Source organism: Brevundimonas lutea, from assembly GCF_003704105.1.
In the GTDB taxonomy this organism is placed as follows: Bacteria; Pseudomonadota; Alphaproteobacteria; order Caulobacterales; family Caulobacteraceae; genus Brevundimonas; species Brevundimonas lutea.
In genome coordinates this window covers 84532-100124 of the sequence record NZ_QUOQ01000002.1, presented here as the reverse complement: position 1 = coordinate 100124, position 15593 = coordinate 84532, and the positions used below count along the sequence as shown (strand labels likewise).

Sequence of the window (15593 nt, the reverse complement as noted above, 5' to 3'; positions counted from 1 at the left end):
AATCAGGAGCGGGGCCGGGCCTTCAGCTCGTCCCTGATCTCGGCCAGCAAGGCCTCGGTCGGGGTGGGGGCCGGCGGCGTCGCGGGCACCGGCTCTGCGGCCTGCTGCCGGCGCAGATTGTTGATCGCCTTGACCACCAGAAAGACTACGAAGGCCACGATCAGGAACTGGATCAGGGTGTTGACGAAGGCGCCGTACTGGATGGCCACCTCCTCAATGGCCTCGGTTGCGGGATCTTCGGGGACCAGCACCCACTTCAGCTCCGAAAAGTCGACGCGGCCCAGCAACAGGCCGATGGGCGGCATGACCACCTGATCGACCAGGCTTGTGACGATCTTGCCGAAGGCGGCGCCGATAATGACCCCGACCGCGAGGTCGACGACATTGCCGCGTGCGGCGAACTCCTTGAACTCGGACAACAGACCCATGGCGGCCTCCTAGGCGGGGATGAGCGGAAGGTGAAAGAACTGGTTGAAACCGGTCGGGGCGTAATGGGCGAAGGCGGGGCCGGGTTCGAAACCGCGCCGGCGATACAGATGCAGCGCCGCCTGGAACACCGGGCCGGTCCCGGTCTCCAGGCTGATACGTCTCGCGCCGCGCCGCGCCGCCTCCGTAATGAGGTGCTCCAGCAGATGTCGCCCGACGCCGCGCCCCAGATGGTCGGGATGGGTGCGCATGGATTTGATCTCGAACTCGCCGTCATCGATCCGTCGGAGCGCACCGATGCCCAGCAAAGCCTCGCCCTCGGACACCGTGAACAGGTCGACATCCGGCGCGCGCAGGTCCGAGGCGTCCAGCGCATGCGCGCATCCGATGGGAGAGAAGCCCAGCATCTCCGCCAGATGGTGGTCAATCAGGGCGATCAGCTTCGGATCGGCGAAATCCGCAGCGTCGATGCGCCACGTCGCCGACATCGGGAGTTACTCGTCACCCGAGGCGTTCAGCCGCTCGCGCAGCTCCTTGCCGCTCTTGAAGAAGGGGACGGATTTGGCCGGCACCTGGACGCTTTCGCCCGTGCGCGGATTGCGACCGGCGCGCGCGGGACGATGCCGCACCGAAAAGGCGCCGAAGCCGCGAAGCTCGACCCGTCCGCCCTGGGTCAAAGACGTGGTCATGCCGTCGAGGACCAGATTGACCACCCGCTCGACTTCGGCTCGCGTCAGATGCGCGTTCTCGTCGGCAAGGGTGTCGATCAGTTCGGATTTGATCATTGCGGACGCGGCGCCCCCTTCGCTCCGTCGGCTGGCTGACACGGGAACCCTAGCCCGGCTTTCGCCCGCGAAAAAGCCCCGACCGCGAAACGGCCGGGGCTTTCACCACGATTATCGAGGCTTTGGGGCCAGAATTACTCCTTGCCGCCCGCCTTTTCGCGCAGGGCCGCGCCCAGGATGTCACCCAGCGAAGCGCCGGAGTCCGACGAACCGAACTGCTCGATGGCTTCCTGCTCGTCCTTCATCTCGAGCGCCTTGATCGAGACGGAGACGCGGCGCGAGGCCTTGTCGACCGAGGTGATCATGGCGTCGACGCGGTCGCCGACCGAGAAACGCTCGGGGCGCTGCTCGTTGCGATCGCGCGACAGGTCCGACTTGCGCACAAAGGCCGTGACCGGCGCGTCGTCCTCGCCGAACTTGACCTCGATGCCGCCGGTCTCGATCGAGGAGACGGTGACGGTGATCTGCTGGCCGCGCTTGTAGGTGTCGCCCTCGCCGACCGGATCGCCGGCCAGCTGCTTGATGCCCAGAGAGACGCGCTCCTTCTCGACGTCGACGTCCAGCACCTTGGCCTTGACGGTTTCGCCCTTGCGATAGCGCTGGATGGCTTCTTCGCCCGAGACGGACCAATCGAGGTCCGACAGGTGCACCATGCCGTCGATGTCGTTGTCCAGGCCGATGAAGAGGCCGAACTCGGTGGCGTTCTTGACTTCGCCCTCGACCGTCGAGCCGATCGGGTTGTTGGCCACGAAGGCATCCCACGGATTGTCCTGAGCCTGCTTCAGGCCCAGCGAGATGCGGCGCTTGGACGAATCGACGTCCAGCACGACCACGTCCACTTCCTGAGAGGTGGAGACGATCTTGCCCGGATGGACGTTCTTCTTGGTCCAGGACATTTCCGAGACGTGGACCAGGCCCTCGACCCCGGCTTCCAGCTCCACGAAGGCGCCGTAGTCGGTGATGTTGGTGACGCGGCCGGTGTACTTGGCGCCGACCGGGTACTTGGCCTCGACGCCATCCCACGGATCGGCCTGCAGCTGCTTCATGCCCAGCGAGATACGCTGGGTGTCCGGGTTGATCTTGATGATCTGGACCTTGACCGTATCGCCCACGGCCAGGACCTGAGACGGATGCGAGACCCGCTTCCAGCTCATGTCGGTGACGTGAAGCAGGCCGTCGATGCCGCCCAGGTCCACGAAGGCGCCGTAGTCGGTGATGTTCTTGACCACGCCGTCGCGGACTTCACCCTCGGCCAGCTGGCCGACGAGCTCGGTGCGCTGCTCGGCGCGGGCCTCTTCCAGGATGGCGCGACGCGACACGACGATGTTGCCGCGCGGACGGTCCATCTTGAGGATGGCGAAGGGCTGTTCCTTGCCCATCAGCGGGCCGACGTCGCGGACCGGACGGATGTCGACCTGCGACCCCGGCAGGAAGGCCGAGGCGCCGCCCAGGTCGACGGTGAAGCCGCCCTTGACGCGACCGACGATGGCGCCGTTGACCGGCTCACCCTTCTCGAAAACGCCTTCCAGGCGGGTCCAGGCTTCCTCGCGGCGGGCCTTGTCGCGGCTGATGACCGCTTCGCCCAGCGCGTTCTCGACGCGCTCCAGATAGACTTCGACGTTGTCGCCGACCTTGGGCAGGGCGCCGTCGTCGCCCTGGCCGAACTCGCGCATCGAGATGCGGCCTTCGGTCTTCAGGCCGACGTCGATGATGACGATGTCTTTTTCGATGCCGACGACGCGGCCGTGGACGACCTGGCCTTCGCCGAGGTCGCGGCCCTGGAGCTGTTCGTCGAGCAGGGCGGCGAAATCGTCGCGCGAGGGAGTGAGGGTGTCAGTCATGAGGAATGGGGGTCTTTGGGTTCGGGCGTGCGAAATGGAGTCCGCGCGCGGTTAAGATGTCGGGAAAAGTCAGGCTCGGCGGTGACGCGGAGATCGTTGATCCCAGGCGCCCGCGGCTGGCGAGAACGGAGCGTTGGATTATCCGGAGGCCTCAGAGGACATGACGGACGCGCTTCGTCTCGACGATACGGCGGGCCGCATCGAAGGCGGCGTCTATACCCAGATCGGTCGTGTCCAGCAAGACCGCATCCTCGGCCTGCACCATCGGGGCCGCGCCCCGGCCGGCGTCACGCTCGTCTCGGCGCATGATGTCAGCCAGCATCTCCTCGAAGGCGATGACCTCGCCGCGCCCGGTGAGTTGGGTCCAGCGGCGGCGCGCGCGAACCTCCGGCGCGGCGGTGACATAGAGCTTGGCGACGGCGTCCGGCGCGATCACCGTGCCGATGTCGCGTCCGTCCAGAACCGCACCGCCCGGCTGGCGCGCGAAGTTCTGCTGGAGCATCAACAGCGCGGCCCGGACCTCCGGGTGTCCGGCCACCCGACTGGCGGCTTCGCCCGCGCCTCGATCAATCAGGCGGGGGTCGCGGGCGATCTCTGAGACGTTCAGCCCTTGGGCCCGCCGCGCCGCCTCCGTCCCGTCGTCCAGAGACCCGCCCGCGTCCAGCACGGCCAGACCCACGGCGCGGTACAGCAGGCCTGTGTCCAGGTGCGGTAGGCTGTAGTGGGCCGCCAGCCGAGCGGCGATGGTTCCCTTGCCCGAGGCGGCCGGGCCGTCGACGGCGATGACGAAACTCATGCGCGATCTTCTCCTTCGACCTCAGCGCCCAGCGTACGCATAAGGTCCACAAACCCCGGAAAACTGGTGGCGATCATCTCTGGATCGCGAACACTGACCGGTTCCGACGCCGCCAGGCCGAGTATCAGATGGCTCATGGCGATGCGGTGATCGTGGGCGGTATCGATCACGGCGCCGCCCCGCACGGGGCCTCCGGTGACGATCAGGCCGTCCGGCTCCTCCTCGACCGCCACACCACACGCCGCAAGCCCCCGGGCCATAAGGGCGATGCGATCGCTCTCCTTGACCCGCATCTCGCCGATGCCGCGCATCACGGTGCGGCCCTGGGCGAAGGCGGCGGTGGCGGCCAGAATGGGATACTCATCGATCATCGAGGCGGCGCGGTCTTCGGGCACGACGACACCCCGGAGCGCGGAGTGTCGGGCCGTGACGTCGCCGACCTCTTCGCCTCCCGCATGGCGCCGGTTCGAGATCGTCAGGTCGGCCCCCATCTCGCGCCAGGTCTCGAACAGGCCGGTGCGCAGCGGGTTCAGCATCACCCCCTCGACCGTCACCTCCGAGCCCGGAACGATCAAGCCGGCCGCCAGGGGGAAGGCGGCTGAGGACGGGTCGCCCGGAACCGCCACGGTCGCGCCGCTAAGTTTTTGGCCCCCCACGAGAATGATGCGCCATCCGTCGGCCATCGGCTCGATCCCGACCTCGGCGCCGAAGGCCCGCAGCATGCGTTCCGTGTGGTCTCGGCTCCGCTCGGGTTCCTCGACGATCGTCTTCCCTGTGGCGTTCAGACCCGCCAGCAGCAGGGCCGACTTGACCTGGGCCGAGGCCACCGTCTGCCGATAGGTCGCGCCGCTGAGCCCGCCGCCGGTCAGGCGCACCGGCAGCCGGCCCTCCCGTTGCAGCCAATCGAACCGCGCGCCCATGGCCGTGAGCGGCCTGGTGACCCGCGTCATCGGCCGCTTCCGCAACGAGACGTCGCCGTCGAACACGGCCTGAAGATCGAAGCCGGCCGCCGCCCCCATAAGCAGCCGCACGCCTGTGCCGGCGTTGCCGCAGTCGATGACCTCGTCGGGCGTGCGGAACTCTCCCAGCCCAGTGATCCGCCAGTGGCTTGATCCCAGCCGCTTGACCCCGGCGCCGAAGGCCGCGACCGCGCGCGCCGTGGCGAGGATGTCGTCGCCCTCAAGCAGGCCTTCGATCTCGGTGACGCCGGTCGCCATGGCGCCAAGGATCAGGGCACGGTGCGACATCGACTTGTCGCCCGGCGCGCGCACCCGACCGCCCAAAGCGGAGGCCGGATGTGCTTTCAGGATATTGGATGTTTCGGAAAGCTCGGCGTTCATCAGGCCCGGGGCTTTGACAGCGGCCCGGCATGGTGGCAAGGGAGCCGCCCCCGATCCCCACCTTCCATTTAGGTACCGCCGTGGCCAATCCCGAACTGGGCGCCAAGCAGGTCTGTCCGAACTGCCAGGCCAAATTCTATGATCTGAACCGTCGGCCGGCCCACTGCCCCAAGTGCGACGCCGAGTTCGATCCCGAAGAGGCGCTGCGCGCCCGTCGCGGCCGCGGCAAGGGCTATGCGCCCGAGGAAGCCGAAGAGGCCGAGGATCAGGTCAAGGACAAGAAGGCCGAGGACGACGAGGACGAGGACGACACGCCCGCCGCTCCGGAAATCGACCAGGAAGGCCATGAGCCGATCCTGACGCCTGACGACGACGATGCCGACGAGTCGGCCGACGAATCCGGCATGAACACCACCGACGGTGACGATGACGATGTGTCGGATGACGACGATTCCGTGCCGTTCATCGAGGATGAGGACGACGACGGAATCGACGACGAGATCGTCAAGGGCGGCAAGGGCGACGACGACGATCGATGATCGTGAAAAAAAGCGGCGGGACCCGCTTGATCGGCGAAAGCCGCTGACATAGGTTCCGCCGCCTCGCGCCACCCCCTCCCGGAAACGGTCGGACGGCGGCGCGAACCAGGCCTTCTCCTCCGGGAGAAAAGCCCGGGGCTATAGCTCAGTTGGTAGAGCGCTTGAATGGCATTCAAGAGGTCAGCGGTTCGACTCCGCTTAGCTCCACCACAACGGCCGCTTCCCTAAAGGGAGCGGCCGTTTCCTTTTGCCGCACAGGCTTGGCGCGGGCCGCGCCCCCTCCCATATGAACCCATCGAGGCGTCGCCGATGACGGGGCGCTCTCACCGTTCCCGGTCGCTTCCTGTGAGGGCCATCATGACGACACGCCTGATGCTCGACAGCCCCTTCCTGCTGGGCTTCGACCACACCCGCAGCCTGATCGACCGCGCCGCAAAGGCGGCGGCCGAGGGCTATCCCCCATATAATGTCGAGCAGATTGGCGATCGATCGGTGCGCATCACCCTGGCGGTGGCGGGCTTCACCGTCGACGATCTGACCATCACCCTGGAAGGGCGTCAGCTGACCATTGTCGGCAAGCGCGAAGATCAGGCCAAGGACCCGCAGGCCTTCCTGCACCGGGGCATTGCCGCGCGAGGATTCACGCGGGCTTTCGTCCTGGCCGACGGTCTGGAGGTGGAGGGCGCCGCGCTGGACCACGGCCTGCTGCATGTCTCGCTGATCAGGCCGGAACGCACGGCGTCGGTCCAGCGCATCCCAATTACGGCCGCTTGAGGCGTCCGCGACAATACGGCGGTCGAACCTTCCATCGAAGCCGGACGTTCAGTCAGAGTAAGGAGGCGGTCAGATGACGCCGATGATGAGCAAGAAGGATTTTCGCGGCCTGGGCGCTCCGGACCTTGTCTATGTGCGCGAGATCGTCGCCAGCGAGGTGCTTGGAGCCGTTCCGGTTGAGACGGTCGAAGGCTTAGACATCAAGCCCGACCAGACGCTTTACGCCGTGCATGGCGCCGATGGTGAGCGTCTGGCCGTCATGATCGATCGCGACACCGCCTTCGCCGCCGCCGTGGCGCACGAACTGGCTCCCGTCTCGGTTCACTGAACCAAGCCTTGAATCAAAAAGGCCCCGGAACGCGCGTTCCGGGGCCTTCGTCGGTCTACAGGTTAGTTCGCCTTGGCCCCATTGGCGTTGGCGCCGCCGATGCGCGCCGGATCGATCCAGCCCACATTGCCGTCGGGGCGGCGGTAGACCACCGCCAACTCGCCGTGAGCGGCATTTCTGAACACCACGACCGGATAGCCGGTCATGTCCAGTTCCATGACCGCGCGTCCGACGGTGAGGGTGCGTATCTCCGCCTCGGTCTCAGCGATGACCATGCCCACAGGTGGCGGCTCGTCGGGCTTGCCGGCCTCCCCGAACGCATCGTCCTCGACGGACTCCGGGTCTCGCAACACGATCGAGCGAGCCACATCGCGGGCGGCGTTCTCGGCCTTTTCGGGTGAAAGGCGCTTGGGACCGATATGGTGATCCTTGAGCCGACGCTTGTAGCGGCGCACCCGGGTTTCAAGACGGTCCAGAGCCTCCGAAAAGGCCGCCTGGGCGTCGCCGCCGTGGCCGGTGGTGACGAGCGTCTGGCCGGACGCCAGTCGCACCCAGCAGTCCACCTTGAAGCCATGGCCGTCTTTCGACACCACGACCTCGGCGTTCTCACCGCCCCTTTCGAAATATTTGCCGACCCCGTCGACCAGTTCCTGGGAGATGCGCGAGCCTAACGCTTCGCCGACATCCACGTGCTTGCCGCTGACTTGGACTTGCATGTCGATAGAACGCGACCGCTCTGATTTGGTGTCAAGCGTTCGCCAGCAAATTCACCGATCACGGTTCCTCGACCAATTACCGGGTCAGGCGCGCCTCAGCATCCGCTTGCGCTCCACCGATGAGGGAATGCGCAAGGCTTCCCGATACTTGGCGACGGTGCGTCGGGCGATGTCGACACCGGCCTCCTTCAGGATGTCGACGATGCGATCGTCGGACAGGACATCACCGCCCTGCGCCTCGCCGTCGATCATGGACTTGATGCGCTGGCGGACCGCCTCGGCCGAATGGGCCGCGCCGCCGTTGGCGCTGGCCAGGGCGGCGGTGAAGAAAAATTTGAGCTCGAACACCCCGCGCGGGGTCGAAACATATTTGCCGGAGGTGACGCGGCTGACGGTGGACTCGTGCATGCCGATGGCGTCGGCCACGGTCTTTAGGTTCAGCGGCCGCAGGAACTCGATGCCGAAGGCCAGGAAAGCGTCCTGCTGGCGCACGATTTCAGACGAGACCTTGAGGATGGTGCGGGCTCGCTGGTCCAGCGATTTGACCAGCCAGTTGGCCTGGGCGGCGCAGTCGGCGACGAAGGTCTTCTCGGTATCGGAGCGGGCGCCCGAAGCGATCTGGGCATGGTAGCGTCGATCGACCAGCAGGCGCGGCAGGGTGTCGGCGTTCAGCTCGACTTTCCATCCGCCGGCCGGATCGGGGCGCACGTGAACGTCGGGGATCAGGGTCTGGGCCGGCTCGCCTCCGAAGGCCGCCCCTGGACGGGGCGTCAGGGCCTTGAGCTCGGCGACCATGTCGAACAGGTCGTCCTCATCGACGCCGCAGGCGCGTTTCAGGCCTGGATAGTCGCGTCGCGCCAGGAGCTCGAGATTGTCCAGCAGACAGGCCATGGCTGGGTCGAAACGATTGCGCTCTATCAGCTGCAGCTTCAGGCACTCCGGTACGGAGCGGGCCATGACGCCGGTCGGTTCAAAGCCCTGGCAGGCGGCCAGGACGGCCTCGACCTGCTCTACCGTCGTCCCAAGGCGCTCGGCGATTTCGGCCAGTTCGCCGCGCAGATAGCCCCCCTCATCGACCTGATCGATCAGGGCAAGCGCAATACCGCGCTCGACCGTCGTAAACCCGGCGGCGGCGGCCTGGTCGTGCAGATGATCCCAAAGGCTCTTTTCGCGGGTGTCGGCGCGATCGTCGCCGAGATCGTCCGGAAGACCGCCGCCGCCTCGACCGACGGCGGACCAGTCCGATAGCCCCGGTTGGGCCTCGCCCGCCTCGGCCATGCGGTCGCCGGGGGCGGCGTCGGCGTGAATGTCGTGGCCAGAGTCCATGGCGCGCTCGGCTTGATCGGCGCCGCCGTCGCCCAGTTCGACCTCGCCGTCGCTGAGCGAGGACTCCGCCACCCGGTCGTCGGAACGCTCACCCGCGGGCTCTCCACCTTCCGGCCCATCGTCGCGTTGGAGCAGCGGGTTACGCTCCAGCTCGCCCTCGACGAATTCGTCCAGCTCGAGGTTGGACAGCTGCAACAGCTTGATCGCCTGCTGCAGCTGGGGCGTGATGACCAGCCCCTGGCCCTGCCTGATCTCCAGCCTCTGACCGATCACGGCGTCACGTCCCCTCGCTGGGCCAATTGGCCCGAAACTTGCTGGCGAGACTGCCCTTCGAGAGTTAACGCCGGTCTAAGAGCGGACGGAGAACGAAAGTCCGCCCTGACGCATTGTCCCCGCGCACCCTCTGGAGACCGTAATGAAGATCGCCGCCCTTGCCCTGTCCGCCCTGCTGGCGCTGGGCGCCTGCGCGCCGGTAGAAAACGACGCTGATGGCGCTCTGGGTTCGGAGACCGCCGGGACCCTGCCTCCACAGCCCGGTCGATCGGTCGCTGCCAGAGATCAGGCCTCGTGCGAGGCGGAGGGCGGGAATTGGACGCGCCAGGGGCGGCTTCAGTCCTACATGTGCGTGACGTCCTACGCCGACGCGGGAAAACAGTGCACCGATGGCGATCAGTGCGCGGGTGACTGCCGACTCCCCGACGGCGAGCGTGCAGGGATGAATTCAGGACCGGTCACCGGCGTCTGCCAGGCCAGTTCCGTGCCCTTCGGCTGTTTCACCCGGGTCGAGGATGGCAAGGCGGCGGCGACCCTGTGCGTCGACTGATGGCTCAGCCGTAGAGGTCGCCCAGATAGACGCGGCGGACCTCGGGATTGTGGATCACCTCGTCCGGCGAGCCCTCGAACAGCACCTCGCCCGCGTGGATGATGGCGGCGCGGTCGATGATGTCGAGCGTTTCGCGGACATTGTGGTCGGTGATCAACACGCCGATCCCCTGACCGGCCAGATAGCGGATGACCTCGCGGATGTCGGAGATGGCCAAGGGATCGATGCCGGCGAAGGGCTCGTCCAGCAGCATGAAGCTGGGTTTGGAGGCCAGGGCCCGGGCGATTTCGACGCGGCGCCGCTCGCCGCCCGACAGGGCCGTGGCGCGCGCCGCGCGCAGGTGGTCGATGTGCAACTCCTCCAGCAGACGCGTGGTCTCGCGCCGGGCGGCGGCGGCGTCCTTCTCGGCCAGTTCGACGACCGACAGGACATTCTCTTCGACGGTCATACCGCGAAAGATGGAGGCTTCCTGGGCCAGATAGCCGACGCCCATGCGGGCGCGCTGGTACATCGGCTGTTTGGTGATCTCGACCCCGTCCAGCCAGATGGAGCCGTAGTCCGGCGCGATCAGGCCGGTGATCATGTAGAAGCAGGTGGTCTTGCCCGCGCCGTTGGGCCCCAGCAGCCCTGCCACCTCGCCGCGCTCGACGCGCAGGGAGACGTTCTTGACCACCTGACGTGCGCCGAACGACCGGCCGACGCCCTCGACGCGAAGCCCGGTGCGGGAAGCTTCCACGCCGGCGGGGGCGGCGGCCTCGGCCACAACCGTCGCGCCGCCCGGCGCCGGCGCGGTGTCGAGGTTCAGGGCGGACAGCTCCTTGCGCGCCACCGGACCTCAGTTCTCGCCTTCGGGATAGAAGACCCCGCGCACGCGGTTGCCTGCGGCGGTCGGGGCGCCCTCCATCCGGGCGCGGCCCGTCTCGGTGTTGTAGGTCAGGCGCGAGCCGGTGATGACGTTGCGGCCCTGGCTCAGGATCACGTCGCCGGTCACGGTGATGGTGTTGTTGGCCACCACGAAGACGGCGCGGTCGCCGCGCATGGTCTGCTCGGGCGTGACGAAATAGACGTTGCCGATGGCCTCGATGCGGTCGACACCGCTGCCCAGCCCCTCGCCATCGCCTTCGGAATAGGCGTCGATCCGGTCCGACCGCAGCCGGTTGTCGCCCTGGGTGACCTCGGCGCGGCCGATATAGGAGATGCGCCCGGCTTCCTGGTCCAGATCCAGCTCATCGCCATTCACGCCGATCGGACCGCCGCCGGGGTCGATCTGCGCCGAGGCGCCGGAGGCGAGCAGCGCGATCGCGGCGGCCACGGCCAGGGAGGTGCGTTTCATCGAGGATTCGTCCGTTCGCCGACCGATCTAGGGTGTTTCGGCCAGATTCAAAGTGCTGGTGACCTTGTTATCACCGTCTCCCCTGAACGTAACCCGACGACCCTGATCGGAAATGGTGAAGGACTGGGCCGAGATTTGCCCCATGCGGCCCGAGCCCTCGATGCCTTTGTCGCCGGTGACCACGCCGGTCTGGGTGTCGACCACAGCCTCCGGCGTAACGAAGGTCATGTCGGACTGGGCGTCGGCGATCCGTACCCGGTCCCGCAGGATCAGGTTCTTATTGGCCTCGTCATAGATACCGTGACCGGCGGACAGTTCCGAGCTTTGCCCCGGACTGAGGTCTAGACGCACCAGGGGCCCGTCCAGCCGGAAATGACCGGTGGCCGGGTCGCGCACGGCCTGCTGGGCGCCGATGATGAAGGCGCGGCCCTGTTCGTCCTGGCCCTGGAATCTCGGATTGGCGAGCTTGACCTCTTGGGCCTCCTGGTCGCGCTGGATGCCCGAGATGACCGAGCGGCCGACAATCCAGACCAGCACCGCGCCGCCCAGCACCAGGATGAGGATTGGCAGAACCCGGCGGAACCAATGGACCCGGCGCGAGCGGGCGCGCCAGGCCTCGGCCGCCTTGGCCACGCGCGCCTCGTCGGCCGCGCGACGCTGGGCGGCCACGTCCGGATCGGGAGAGGGCGCGTCGGTGTCGGCCATCAGCTGTGGGCGAAGATGTCCACCTCGTCCCAGCCCTCGAGATCGAGGCGGCTGCGCACGGGCAGGAAATCGAAACAGGCGCGGGCCAGTTCGGTGCGGTTCTGGCGGGCCAGCATCATGTCCAGCCGCCGCTTGATGGCGTGCAGGTGGAGCACGTCCGACGCCGCATAGGCGAGTTGCTCAGGGCTGAGCGTCTCGGCGCCCCAGTCCGAGGACTGCTGGGCCTTGGAAAGGTCCACGCCGGCCATCTCACGGGCCACATCCTTGAGGCCGTGCCGGTCGGTATAGGTGCGCGCCAGCTTGGAGGCGATCTTGGTGCAATAGACCGGGCGGGTCTCGACCCCCAGGTGCAGCTGGAACATGCCGATGTCGAAGCGGCCGAAGTGGAAGATTTTCAGCGAGCCGGGATCGGCCAGCAGCCGCTTCAGGTTCGGACAGTCATAGGTCTGGCGATCCAGCTGGACCACATGGGCGTCGCCGTCCCCGGCCGAGAGCTGGACGACGCACAGCGGGTCGCGGCGAAAGCGCAGGCCGAGGGTCTCGGAATCCACCGCCACCTCTGGCCCCAGGTCCAGGCCGTCGGGCAGGTCGCCTTTGTGCAGATGAATGGTCATGCGCCTGTCCTTAGCCGAATCTTCGCTCTGTCAGTAGCGGACGGCGCCCCAAACCAAAAACGGCGCCGCATCCGAGGACACGACGCCGTTTGAAAATGGTGCCCAGAAGAGGACTCGAACCTCCACGGCCTTTCAGCCACTGGCACCTGAAGCCAGCGCGTCTACCAATTCCGCCATCTGGGCCCGGTCGGCCTCGCCTCGTGAAAGGCTTGTCCATCCGGAAGGCGCGGACCCTTAAGGGAGGACTCCACCCCGGTCAACGGCCTTTAGCGGTTTCTGGCGTGTTCTCAGCTGTTCTGGCGCGTTGCCCGCGCGGGCGGGCTGTTCTATGGCCTCACGGGCCGGCGACGCGCCGGCCAGAGGCGATGAAGGCGAGCAGGCGACATGGCGGTCAGCGGTCCGGGTCTGGTGGTGGTTTTCGGGGGGTCCGGCTTTGTCGGGACCCAGGCCGTGCGCGCCCTGGCCAAACGCGGCTGGCGCGTTCGCGTCGCGGTGCGGCGCCCGCACCACGCCGTCGACCTGAAGCCCATGGGCGATGTCGGCCAGATCCAGATCGTGCGCTGTGACGTGCGGCGCGACGCCGATGTCGAGGCGGCCCTGCGCGGCGCCGATGCGGCAGTCAATCTGGTCGGGGTGCTGTACGAGACCGGCTCGGCCGATTTCCAGACCATGCACGTCGAGGCGGCTGAACGGATCGCCAAGGCTGCCGCGGCCGACGGCGTGACCCGCCTAGTCCAGGTTTCGGCCATCGGCGCCGACGAGAACGCTGAGGGTGCCTACGGCCGCTCCAAGGGCCAGGGCGAGGCCGCCGTGCGGGCGGCGATCCCCGGCGCGGTGATCCTGCGCCCCTCGATCGTGTTCGGGGCCGGCGACGGCTTCCTGAACAAGTTTGGCCAGATGGCGACGATGGCTCCGGCCCTGCCCCTGATCGGCGGCGGCCATACCCGGTTCCAGCCCGTCTATGTCGGCGATCTGGCCGAGGCCATCGCCCGCGCCACCACCGACGCCGGGACCGAGGGCAGAACTTACGAGCTGGGCGGCCCGGCCGTCTGGACCTTCCGCCAGATCCTGGAGCTGATCCTGCGCGAGACCAACCGCAGCCGCTTCCTGGCCCCGGTACCGTTCCCCATCGCCCGCATCCTCGGCGGTTTCGCCCAGATGACCGCCATGATTGGAATCGCGCCGGCTCTGACCCGCGATCAGGTGGTGATGCTGCAGTCCGACAATGTGGTTTCGGACGGCGCCTTGGGGCTCAACGACCTCGGCATCGAGCCCACCGGACTGGAGGCCATCGCCCCATCCTATCTGTGGCGCTATCGCGACGGCGGCCAGTTCGCCGAACGCACCCCCGAAGCCCTCAACGAAACGCCCCAGCCCGCGTAAGCGGACTGGGGCGCGGAAGGTTGTGATTGACGCTTCGCCTTACGCGGCGGAGACCTCGGTGGCTTCCTCGGCCAGGATGGTGAGGCCGGCGGGAGTCACGTCGGCGAAGCCGCCCTTGACCGCGAACACCCGACGATTGCCGCCGTCGATGACCGTGACCGGGCCCTCGCGCAGCGCGGTCATGAAGGGCGCGTGATCCGGCAGCACGCCGAAATCGCCCTCCACGCCCGGGGCGTCGACCTGATCGACCAGACCCGCGAAGACCTCGCGCTCCGGGGCGACCAGGGAGAAGTTCAGCTTTCCGGCCATCAGGCGTCCGCCGCCATCTTCTGGGCCTTCTCCACGGCTTCCTCGATGGCGCCGACCATGTAGAAGGCGGCTTCCGGCAGGTGGTCGTACTCGCCGGCGACGATGGCCTTGAACGAGCGGATGGTGTCGGCCAGCTCGACGAACTTGCCCGGCGAGTTGGTGAACTGCTCGGCCACGAAGAAGGGCTGCGACAGGAAGCGCTGGATCTTGCGGGCGCGCGAGACGACCAGCTTGTCGTCTTCCGACAGCTCGTCCATCCCCAGGATGGCGATGATGTCCTTCAGGCCCTTGTACTGCTGCAGCACTTCCTGGACCGAACGGGCCACTTGATAGTGCTCTTCGCCGATGACCAGCGGGTCCATGATCCGCGAGGTCGAGTCCAGCGGGTCCACGGCCGGGAAGATGGCCTGGGCGGCGATGTCGCGGCTGAGCACGGTCGTCGCGTCCAGGTGGGCGAAGGAGGCGGCGGGCGCCGGGTCGGTCAGGTCGTCGGCGGGGACGTAGATGGCCTGGACCGAGGTGATCGAGCCCTTCTTGGTCGAGGTGATCCGCTCCTGTAGATTGCCCATCTCGGTGGCCAGGGTCGGCTGATAGCCCACCGCCGACGGGATGCGGCCCAGCAGAGCCGACACTTCCGAGCCGGCCTGGGTGAAGCGGAAGATGTTGTCGACGAACAGCAGCACGTCCTTGCCTTCCTCGTCGCGGAAGTACTCGGCCTGGGCCAGGCCGGTCAGGGCGACGCGGGCGCGGGCGCCGGGAGGCTCGTTCATCTGGCCATAGACCAGGGCGCACTTGGAGCCCTCGGTCGAGCCGTTGTTCTTGGTCGGGTCCACGTTCACGTTGGACTCGATCATCTCGTGATACAGGTCGTTGCCCTCGCGGGTGCGCTCACCGACGCCGGCCAGGACGGAATAGCCGCCATAGGCCTTGGCGATGTTGTTGATCAGCTCCTGCATGGTCACGGTCTTGCCGACGCCGGCGCCGCCGAACAGGCCGATCTTGCCGCCCTTGGTGTAGGGGCACATCAGGTCGATGACCTTGATGCCGGTGACCAGGATTTCCGACGAGGTCGACTGTTCCTCGAAGCTGGGCGCCTCGCGGTGGATCGGACGGTACATCGTCGTCTTGATCGGGCCCTGCTCGTCGATCGGCGCGCCGACCACGTTCATGATACGGCCCAGGGTGCCGGGGCCGACCGGCGCCAGGATGGACTCGCCGGTGTCGGTCACGGGCTGGCCGCGGGTCAGGCCCTCGGTGGTGTCCATGGCGATGGTGCGGACCATGTTCTCACCCAGGTGCTGGGCGACCTCAAGCACCAACTGGAAGGGCTCGCCCGTCTTCTGGTCGGTGTTCTCGGTGGTCAGGGCGCTGAGGATCGCCGGCAGGTGACCTTCGAACTCGACGTCGACGACGGCGCCGATGACCTGGGCGATCTTGCCGGTGGCGACGGCCTGAACGGGCGCGCCGGCGGCGGCCTGGGCGGCGGGAGCGGCCTTTTTGGCGGCCGGCTTCTTGGCGGGGGTCTTCTTGGGGGCGACGGTGTCGGTCATGGCGT

The 15593-nt window shown here is 67.3% G+C and carries 19 protein-coding genes and 2 tRNA genes; 6 read left to right on the top strand and 15 right to left on the bottom strand.

The window, feature by feature from the left end:
- Positions 1 to 2: 2 nt before the first annotated feature.
- The 6 genes from mscL to aroA form a co-directional block, all read right to left on the bottom strand.
- Complete coding sequence (gene mscL / locus EES48_RS00570) at positions 3 to 428, bottom strand: large-conductance mechanosensitive channel protein MscL (protein ID WP_122464442.1); 426 nt, start codon at positions 426 to 428, stop codon at positions 3 to 5.
- 9 nt (positions 429 to 437) lie between these two features.
- Positions 438 to 914: a GNAT family N-acetyltransferase gene (locus EES48_RS00565; protein WP_122464441.1), complete on the bottom strand. Its 477-nt coding sequence runs from the start codon at positions 912 to 914 to the stop codon at positions 438 to 440.
- A gap of 6 nt (positions 915 to 920) precedes the next feature.
- Complete coding sequence (locus tag EES48_RS00560) at positions 921 to 1211, bottom strand: integration host factor subunit beta (RefSeq protein ID WP_122464440.1); 291 nt, start codon at positions 1209 to 1211, stop codon at positions 921 to 923.
- A gap of 134 nt (positions 1212 to 1345) precedes the next feature.
- Entirely contained in the window at positions 1346 to 3052 is a 1707-nt protein-coding gene (gene rpsA, locus EES48_RS00555; RefSeq protein ID WP_122464439.1) for a 30S ribosomal protein S1, read from the bottom strand.
- A 151-nt stretch (positions 3053 to 3203) separates the two neighbouring features.
- A complete protein-coding gene (gene cmk / locus EES48_RS00550; RefSeq protein ID WP_122464438.1) occupies positions 3204 to 3848 on the bottom strand; it encodes a (d)CMP kinase in 645 nt (214 codons plus the stop codon).
- On the bottom strand, positions 3845 to 5188 hold the full coding sequence (gene aroA, locus EES48_RS00545; RefSeq protein ID WP_122464437.1) for a 3-phosphoshikimate 1-carboxyvinyltransferase: 1344 nt from the start codon (positions 5186 to 5188) through the stop codon (positions 3845 to 3847). The genes cmk and aroA overlap by 4 nt, the downstream gene beginning before the upstream one ends.
- Positions 5189 to 5268: 80 nt before the next feature.
- On the opposite strand from aroA, the gene EES48_RS00540 reads away from it, so the two are divergent.
- The 4 genes from EES48_RS00540 (at position 5269) to EES48_RS00525 (ending at position 6829) form a co-directional block, all read left to right on the top strand.
- Positions 5269 to 5727, top strand: a complete 459-nt coding sequence (locus EES48_RS00540) for a TIGR02300 family protein (protein ID WP_122464436.1) — start codon at positions 5269 to 5271, stop codon at positions 5725 to 5727.
- A 134-nt stretch (positions 5728 to 5861) separates the two neighbouring features.
- Positions 5862 to 5937, top strand: a tRNA-Ala gene (locus EES48_RS00535).
- Positions 5938 to 6084: 147 nt separating this feature from the next.
- Positions 6085 to 6501, top strand: a complete 417-nt coding sequence (locus EES48_RS00530) for an Hsp20 family protein (RefSeq protein ID WP_205679315.1) — start codon at positions 6085 to 6087, stop codon at positions 6499 to 6501.
- A 73-nt stretch (positions 6502 to 6574) separates the two neighbouring features.
- The gene (locus tag EES48_RS00525; protein ID WP_122464435.1) at positions 6575 to 6829 is read left to right on the top strand and encodes a DUF1150 family protein; all 255 of its coding nucleotides are present in this window, start codon (positions 6575 to 6577) and stop codon (positions 6827 to 6829) included.
- 62 nt (positions 6830 to 6891) lie between these two features.
- Here EES48_RS00525 and hpf read toward each other — a convergent pair whose 3' ends face one another.
- On the bottom strand, positions 6892 to 7545 hold the full coding sequence (gene hpf, locus EES48_RS00520; RefSeq protein ID WP_122464434.1) for a ribosome hibernation-promoting factor, HPF/YfiA family: 654 nt from the start codon (positions 7543 to 7545) through the stop codon (positions 6892 to 6894).
- Positions 7546 to 7629: 84 nt separating this feature from the next.
- Positions 7630 to 9144, bottom strand: coding sequence for an RNA polymerase factor sigma-54 (rpoN, locus tag EES48_RS00515; RefSeq protein ID WP_122464433.1), 1515 nt, complete (start codon positions 9142 to 9144; stop codon positions 7630 to 7632).
- A gap of 142 nt (positions 9145 to 9286) precedes the next feature.
- On the opposite strand from rpoN, the gene EES48_RS00510 reads away from it, so the two are divergent.
- Positions 9287 to 9694 (top strand): hypothetical protein, encoded by a 408-nt coding sequence (locus EES48_RS00510; RefSeq protein ID WP_122464432.1) that lies wholly within the window; start codon positions 9287 to 9289, stop codon positions 9692 to 9694.
- Positions 9695 to 9698: 4 nt separating this feature from the next.
- On the opposite strand, the gene lptB is transcribed toward EES48_RS00510, so the two are convergent.
- The 5 genes from lptB to EES48_RS00485 form a co-directional block, all read right to left on the bottom strand.
- Positions 9699 to 10430 (bottom strand): LPS export ABC transporter ATP-binding protein, encoded by a 732-nt coding sequence (gene lptB / locus EES48_RS00505; protein ID WP_240623204.1) that lies wholly within the window; start codon positions 10428 to 10430, stop codon positions 9699 to 9701.
- A 99-nt stretch (positions 10431 to 10529) separates the two neighbouring features.
- Entirely contained in the window at positions 10530 to 11027 is a 498-nt protein-coding gene (locus tag EES48_RS00500; RefSeq protein WP_122464430.1) for an LptA/OstA family protein, read from the bottom strand.
- 27 nt (positions 11028 to 11054) lie between these two features.
- Positions 11055 to 11732 (bottom strand): LPS export ABC transporter periplasmic protein LptC, encoded by a 678-nt coding sequence (gene lptC / locus EES48_RS00495; RefSeq protein ID WP_122464429.1) that lies wholly within the window; start codon positions 11730 to 11732, stop codon positions 11055 to 11057.
- A complete protein-coding gene (locus tag EES48_RS00490; protein ID WP_122464428.1) occupies positions 11732 to 12346 on the bottom strand; it encodes a ribonuclease D in 615 nt (204 codons plus the stop codon). The genes lptC and EES48_RS00490 overlap by 1 nt, the downstream gene beginning before the upstream one ends.
- A 96-nt stretch (positions 12347 to 12442) precedes the next feature.
- A tRNA-Leu gene (locus EES48_RS00485) sits at positions 12443 to 12529 on the bottom strand.
- Between the two features lie 201 nt (positions 12530 to 12730).
- On the opposite strand from EES48_RS00485, the gene EES48_RS00480 reads away from it, so the two are divergent.
- Positions 12731 to 13729, top strand: coding sequence for a complex I NDUFA9 subunit family protein (locus EES48_RS00480; RefSeq protein ID WP_122464427.1), 999 nt, complete (start codon positions 12731 to 12733; stop codon positions 13727 to 13729).
- 39 nt (positions 13730 to 13768) lie between these two features.
- Here the strand turns inward: EES48_RS00480 and EES48_RS00475 are convergent, their stop codons facing one another.
- Together EES48_RS00475 and atpD are read right to left on the bottom strand one after the other, a co-directional pair.
- Entirely contained in the window at positions 13769 to 14038 is a 270-nt protein-coding gene (locus EES48_RS00475) for an ATP synthase F1 subunit epsilon (protein ID WP_122464426.1), read from the bottom strand.
- The gene (gene atpD / locus EES48_RS00470; RefSeq protein WP_122464425.1) at positions 14038 to 15588 is read right to left on the bottom strand and encodes a F0F1 ATP synthase subunit beta; all 1551 of its coding nucleotides are present in this window, start codon (positions 15586 to 15588) and stop codon (positions 14038 to 14040) included. Before atpD ends, EES48_RS00475 begins: the two co-directional genes overlap by 1 nt.
- Between the last annotated feature and the right edge of the window lie 5 nt (positions 15589 to 15593).

Bases quoted from the DNA above. Each gene is read 5' to 3' on its own strand.
- mscL (WP_122464442.1), bottom strand. From the start codon at position 428: ATGGGTCTGTTGTCCGAGTTCAAGGAGTTCGCCGCACGCGGCAATGTC.
- EES48_RS00565 (WP_122464441.1), bottom strand. From the start codon at position 914: ATGTCGGCGACGTGGCGCATCGACGCTGCGGATTTCGCCGATCCGAAG.
- EES48_RS00560 (WP_122464440.1), bottom strand. From the start codon at position 1,211: ATGATCAAATCCGAACTGATCGACACCCTTGCCGACGAGAACGCGCAT.
- rpsA (WP_122464439.1), bottom strand. From the start codon at position 3,052: ATGACTGACACCCTCACTCCCTCGCGCGACGATTTCGCCGCCCTGCTC.
- cmk (WP_122464438.1), bottom strand. From the start codon at position 3,848: ATGAGTTTCGTCATCGCCGTCGACGGCCCGGCCGCCTCGGGCAAGGGA.
- aroA (WP_122464437.1), bottom strand. From the start codon at position 5,188: ATGAACGCCGAGCTTTCCGAAACATCCAATATCCTGAAAGCACATCCG.
- EES48_RS00530 (WP_205679315.1), top strand. From the start codon at position 6,085: ATGACGACACGCCTGATGCTCGACAGCCCCTTCCTGCTGGGCTTCGAC.
- EES48_RS00525 (WP_122464435.1), top strand. From the start codon at position 6,575: ATGACGCCGATGATGAGCAAGAAGGATTTTCGCGGCCTGGGCGCTCCG.
- hpf (WP_122464434.1), bottom strand. From the start codon at position 7,545: ATGCAAGTCCAAGTCAGCGGCAAGCACGTGGATGTCGGCGAAGCGTTA.
- EES48_RS00510 (WP_122464432.1), top strand. From the start codon at position 9,287: ATGAAGATCGCCGCCCTTGCCCTGTCCGCCCTGCTGGCGCTGGGCGCC.
- EES48_RS00500 (WP_122464430.1), bottom strand. From the start codon at position 11,027: ATGAAACGCACCTCCCTGGCCGTGGCCGCCGCGATCGCGCTGCTCGCC.
- lptC (WP_122464429.1), bottom strand. From the start codon at position 11,732: ATGGCCGACACCGACGCGCCCTCTCCCGATCCGGACGTGGCCGCCCAG.
- EES48_RS00490 (WP_122464428.1), bottom strand. From the start codon at position 12,346: ATGACCATTCATCTGCACAAAGGCGACCTGCCCGACGGCCTGGACCTG.
- EES48_RS00480 (WP_122464427.1), top strand. From the start codon at position 12,731: ATGGCGGTCAGCGGTCCGGGTCTGGTGGTGGTTTTCGGGGGGTCCGGC.
- EES48_RS00475 (WP_122464426.1), bottom strand. From the start codon at position 14,038: ATGGCCGGAAAGCTGAACTTCTCCCTGGTCGCCCCGGAGCGCGAGGTC.
- atpD (WP_122464425.1), bottom strand. From the start codon at position 15,588: ATGACCGACACCGTCGCCCCCAAGAAGACCCCCGCCAAGAAGCCGGCC.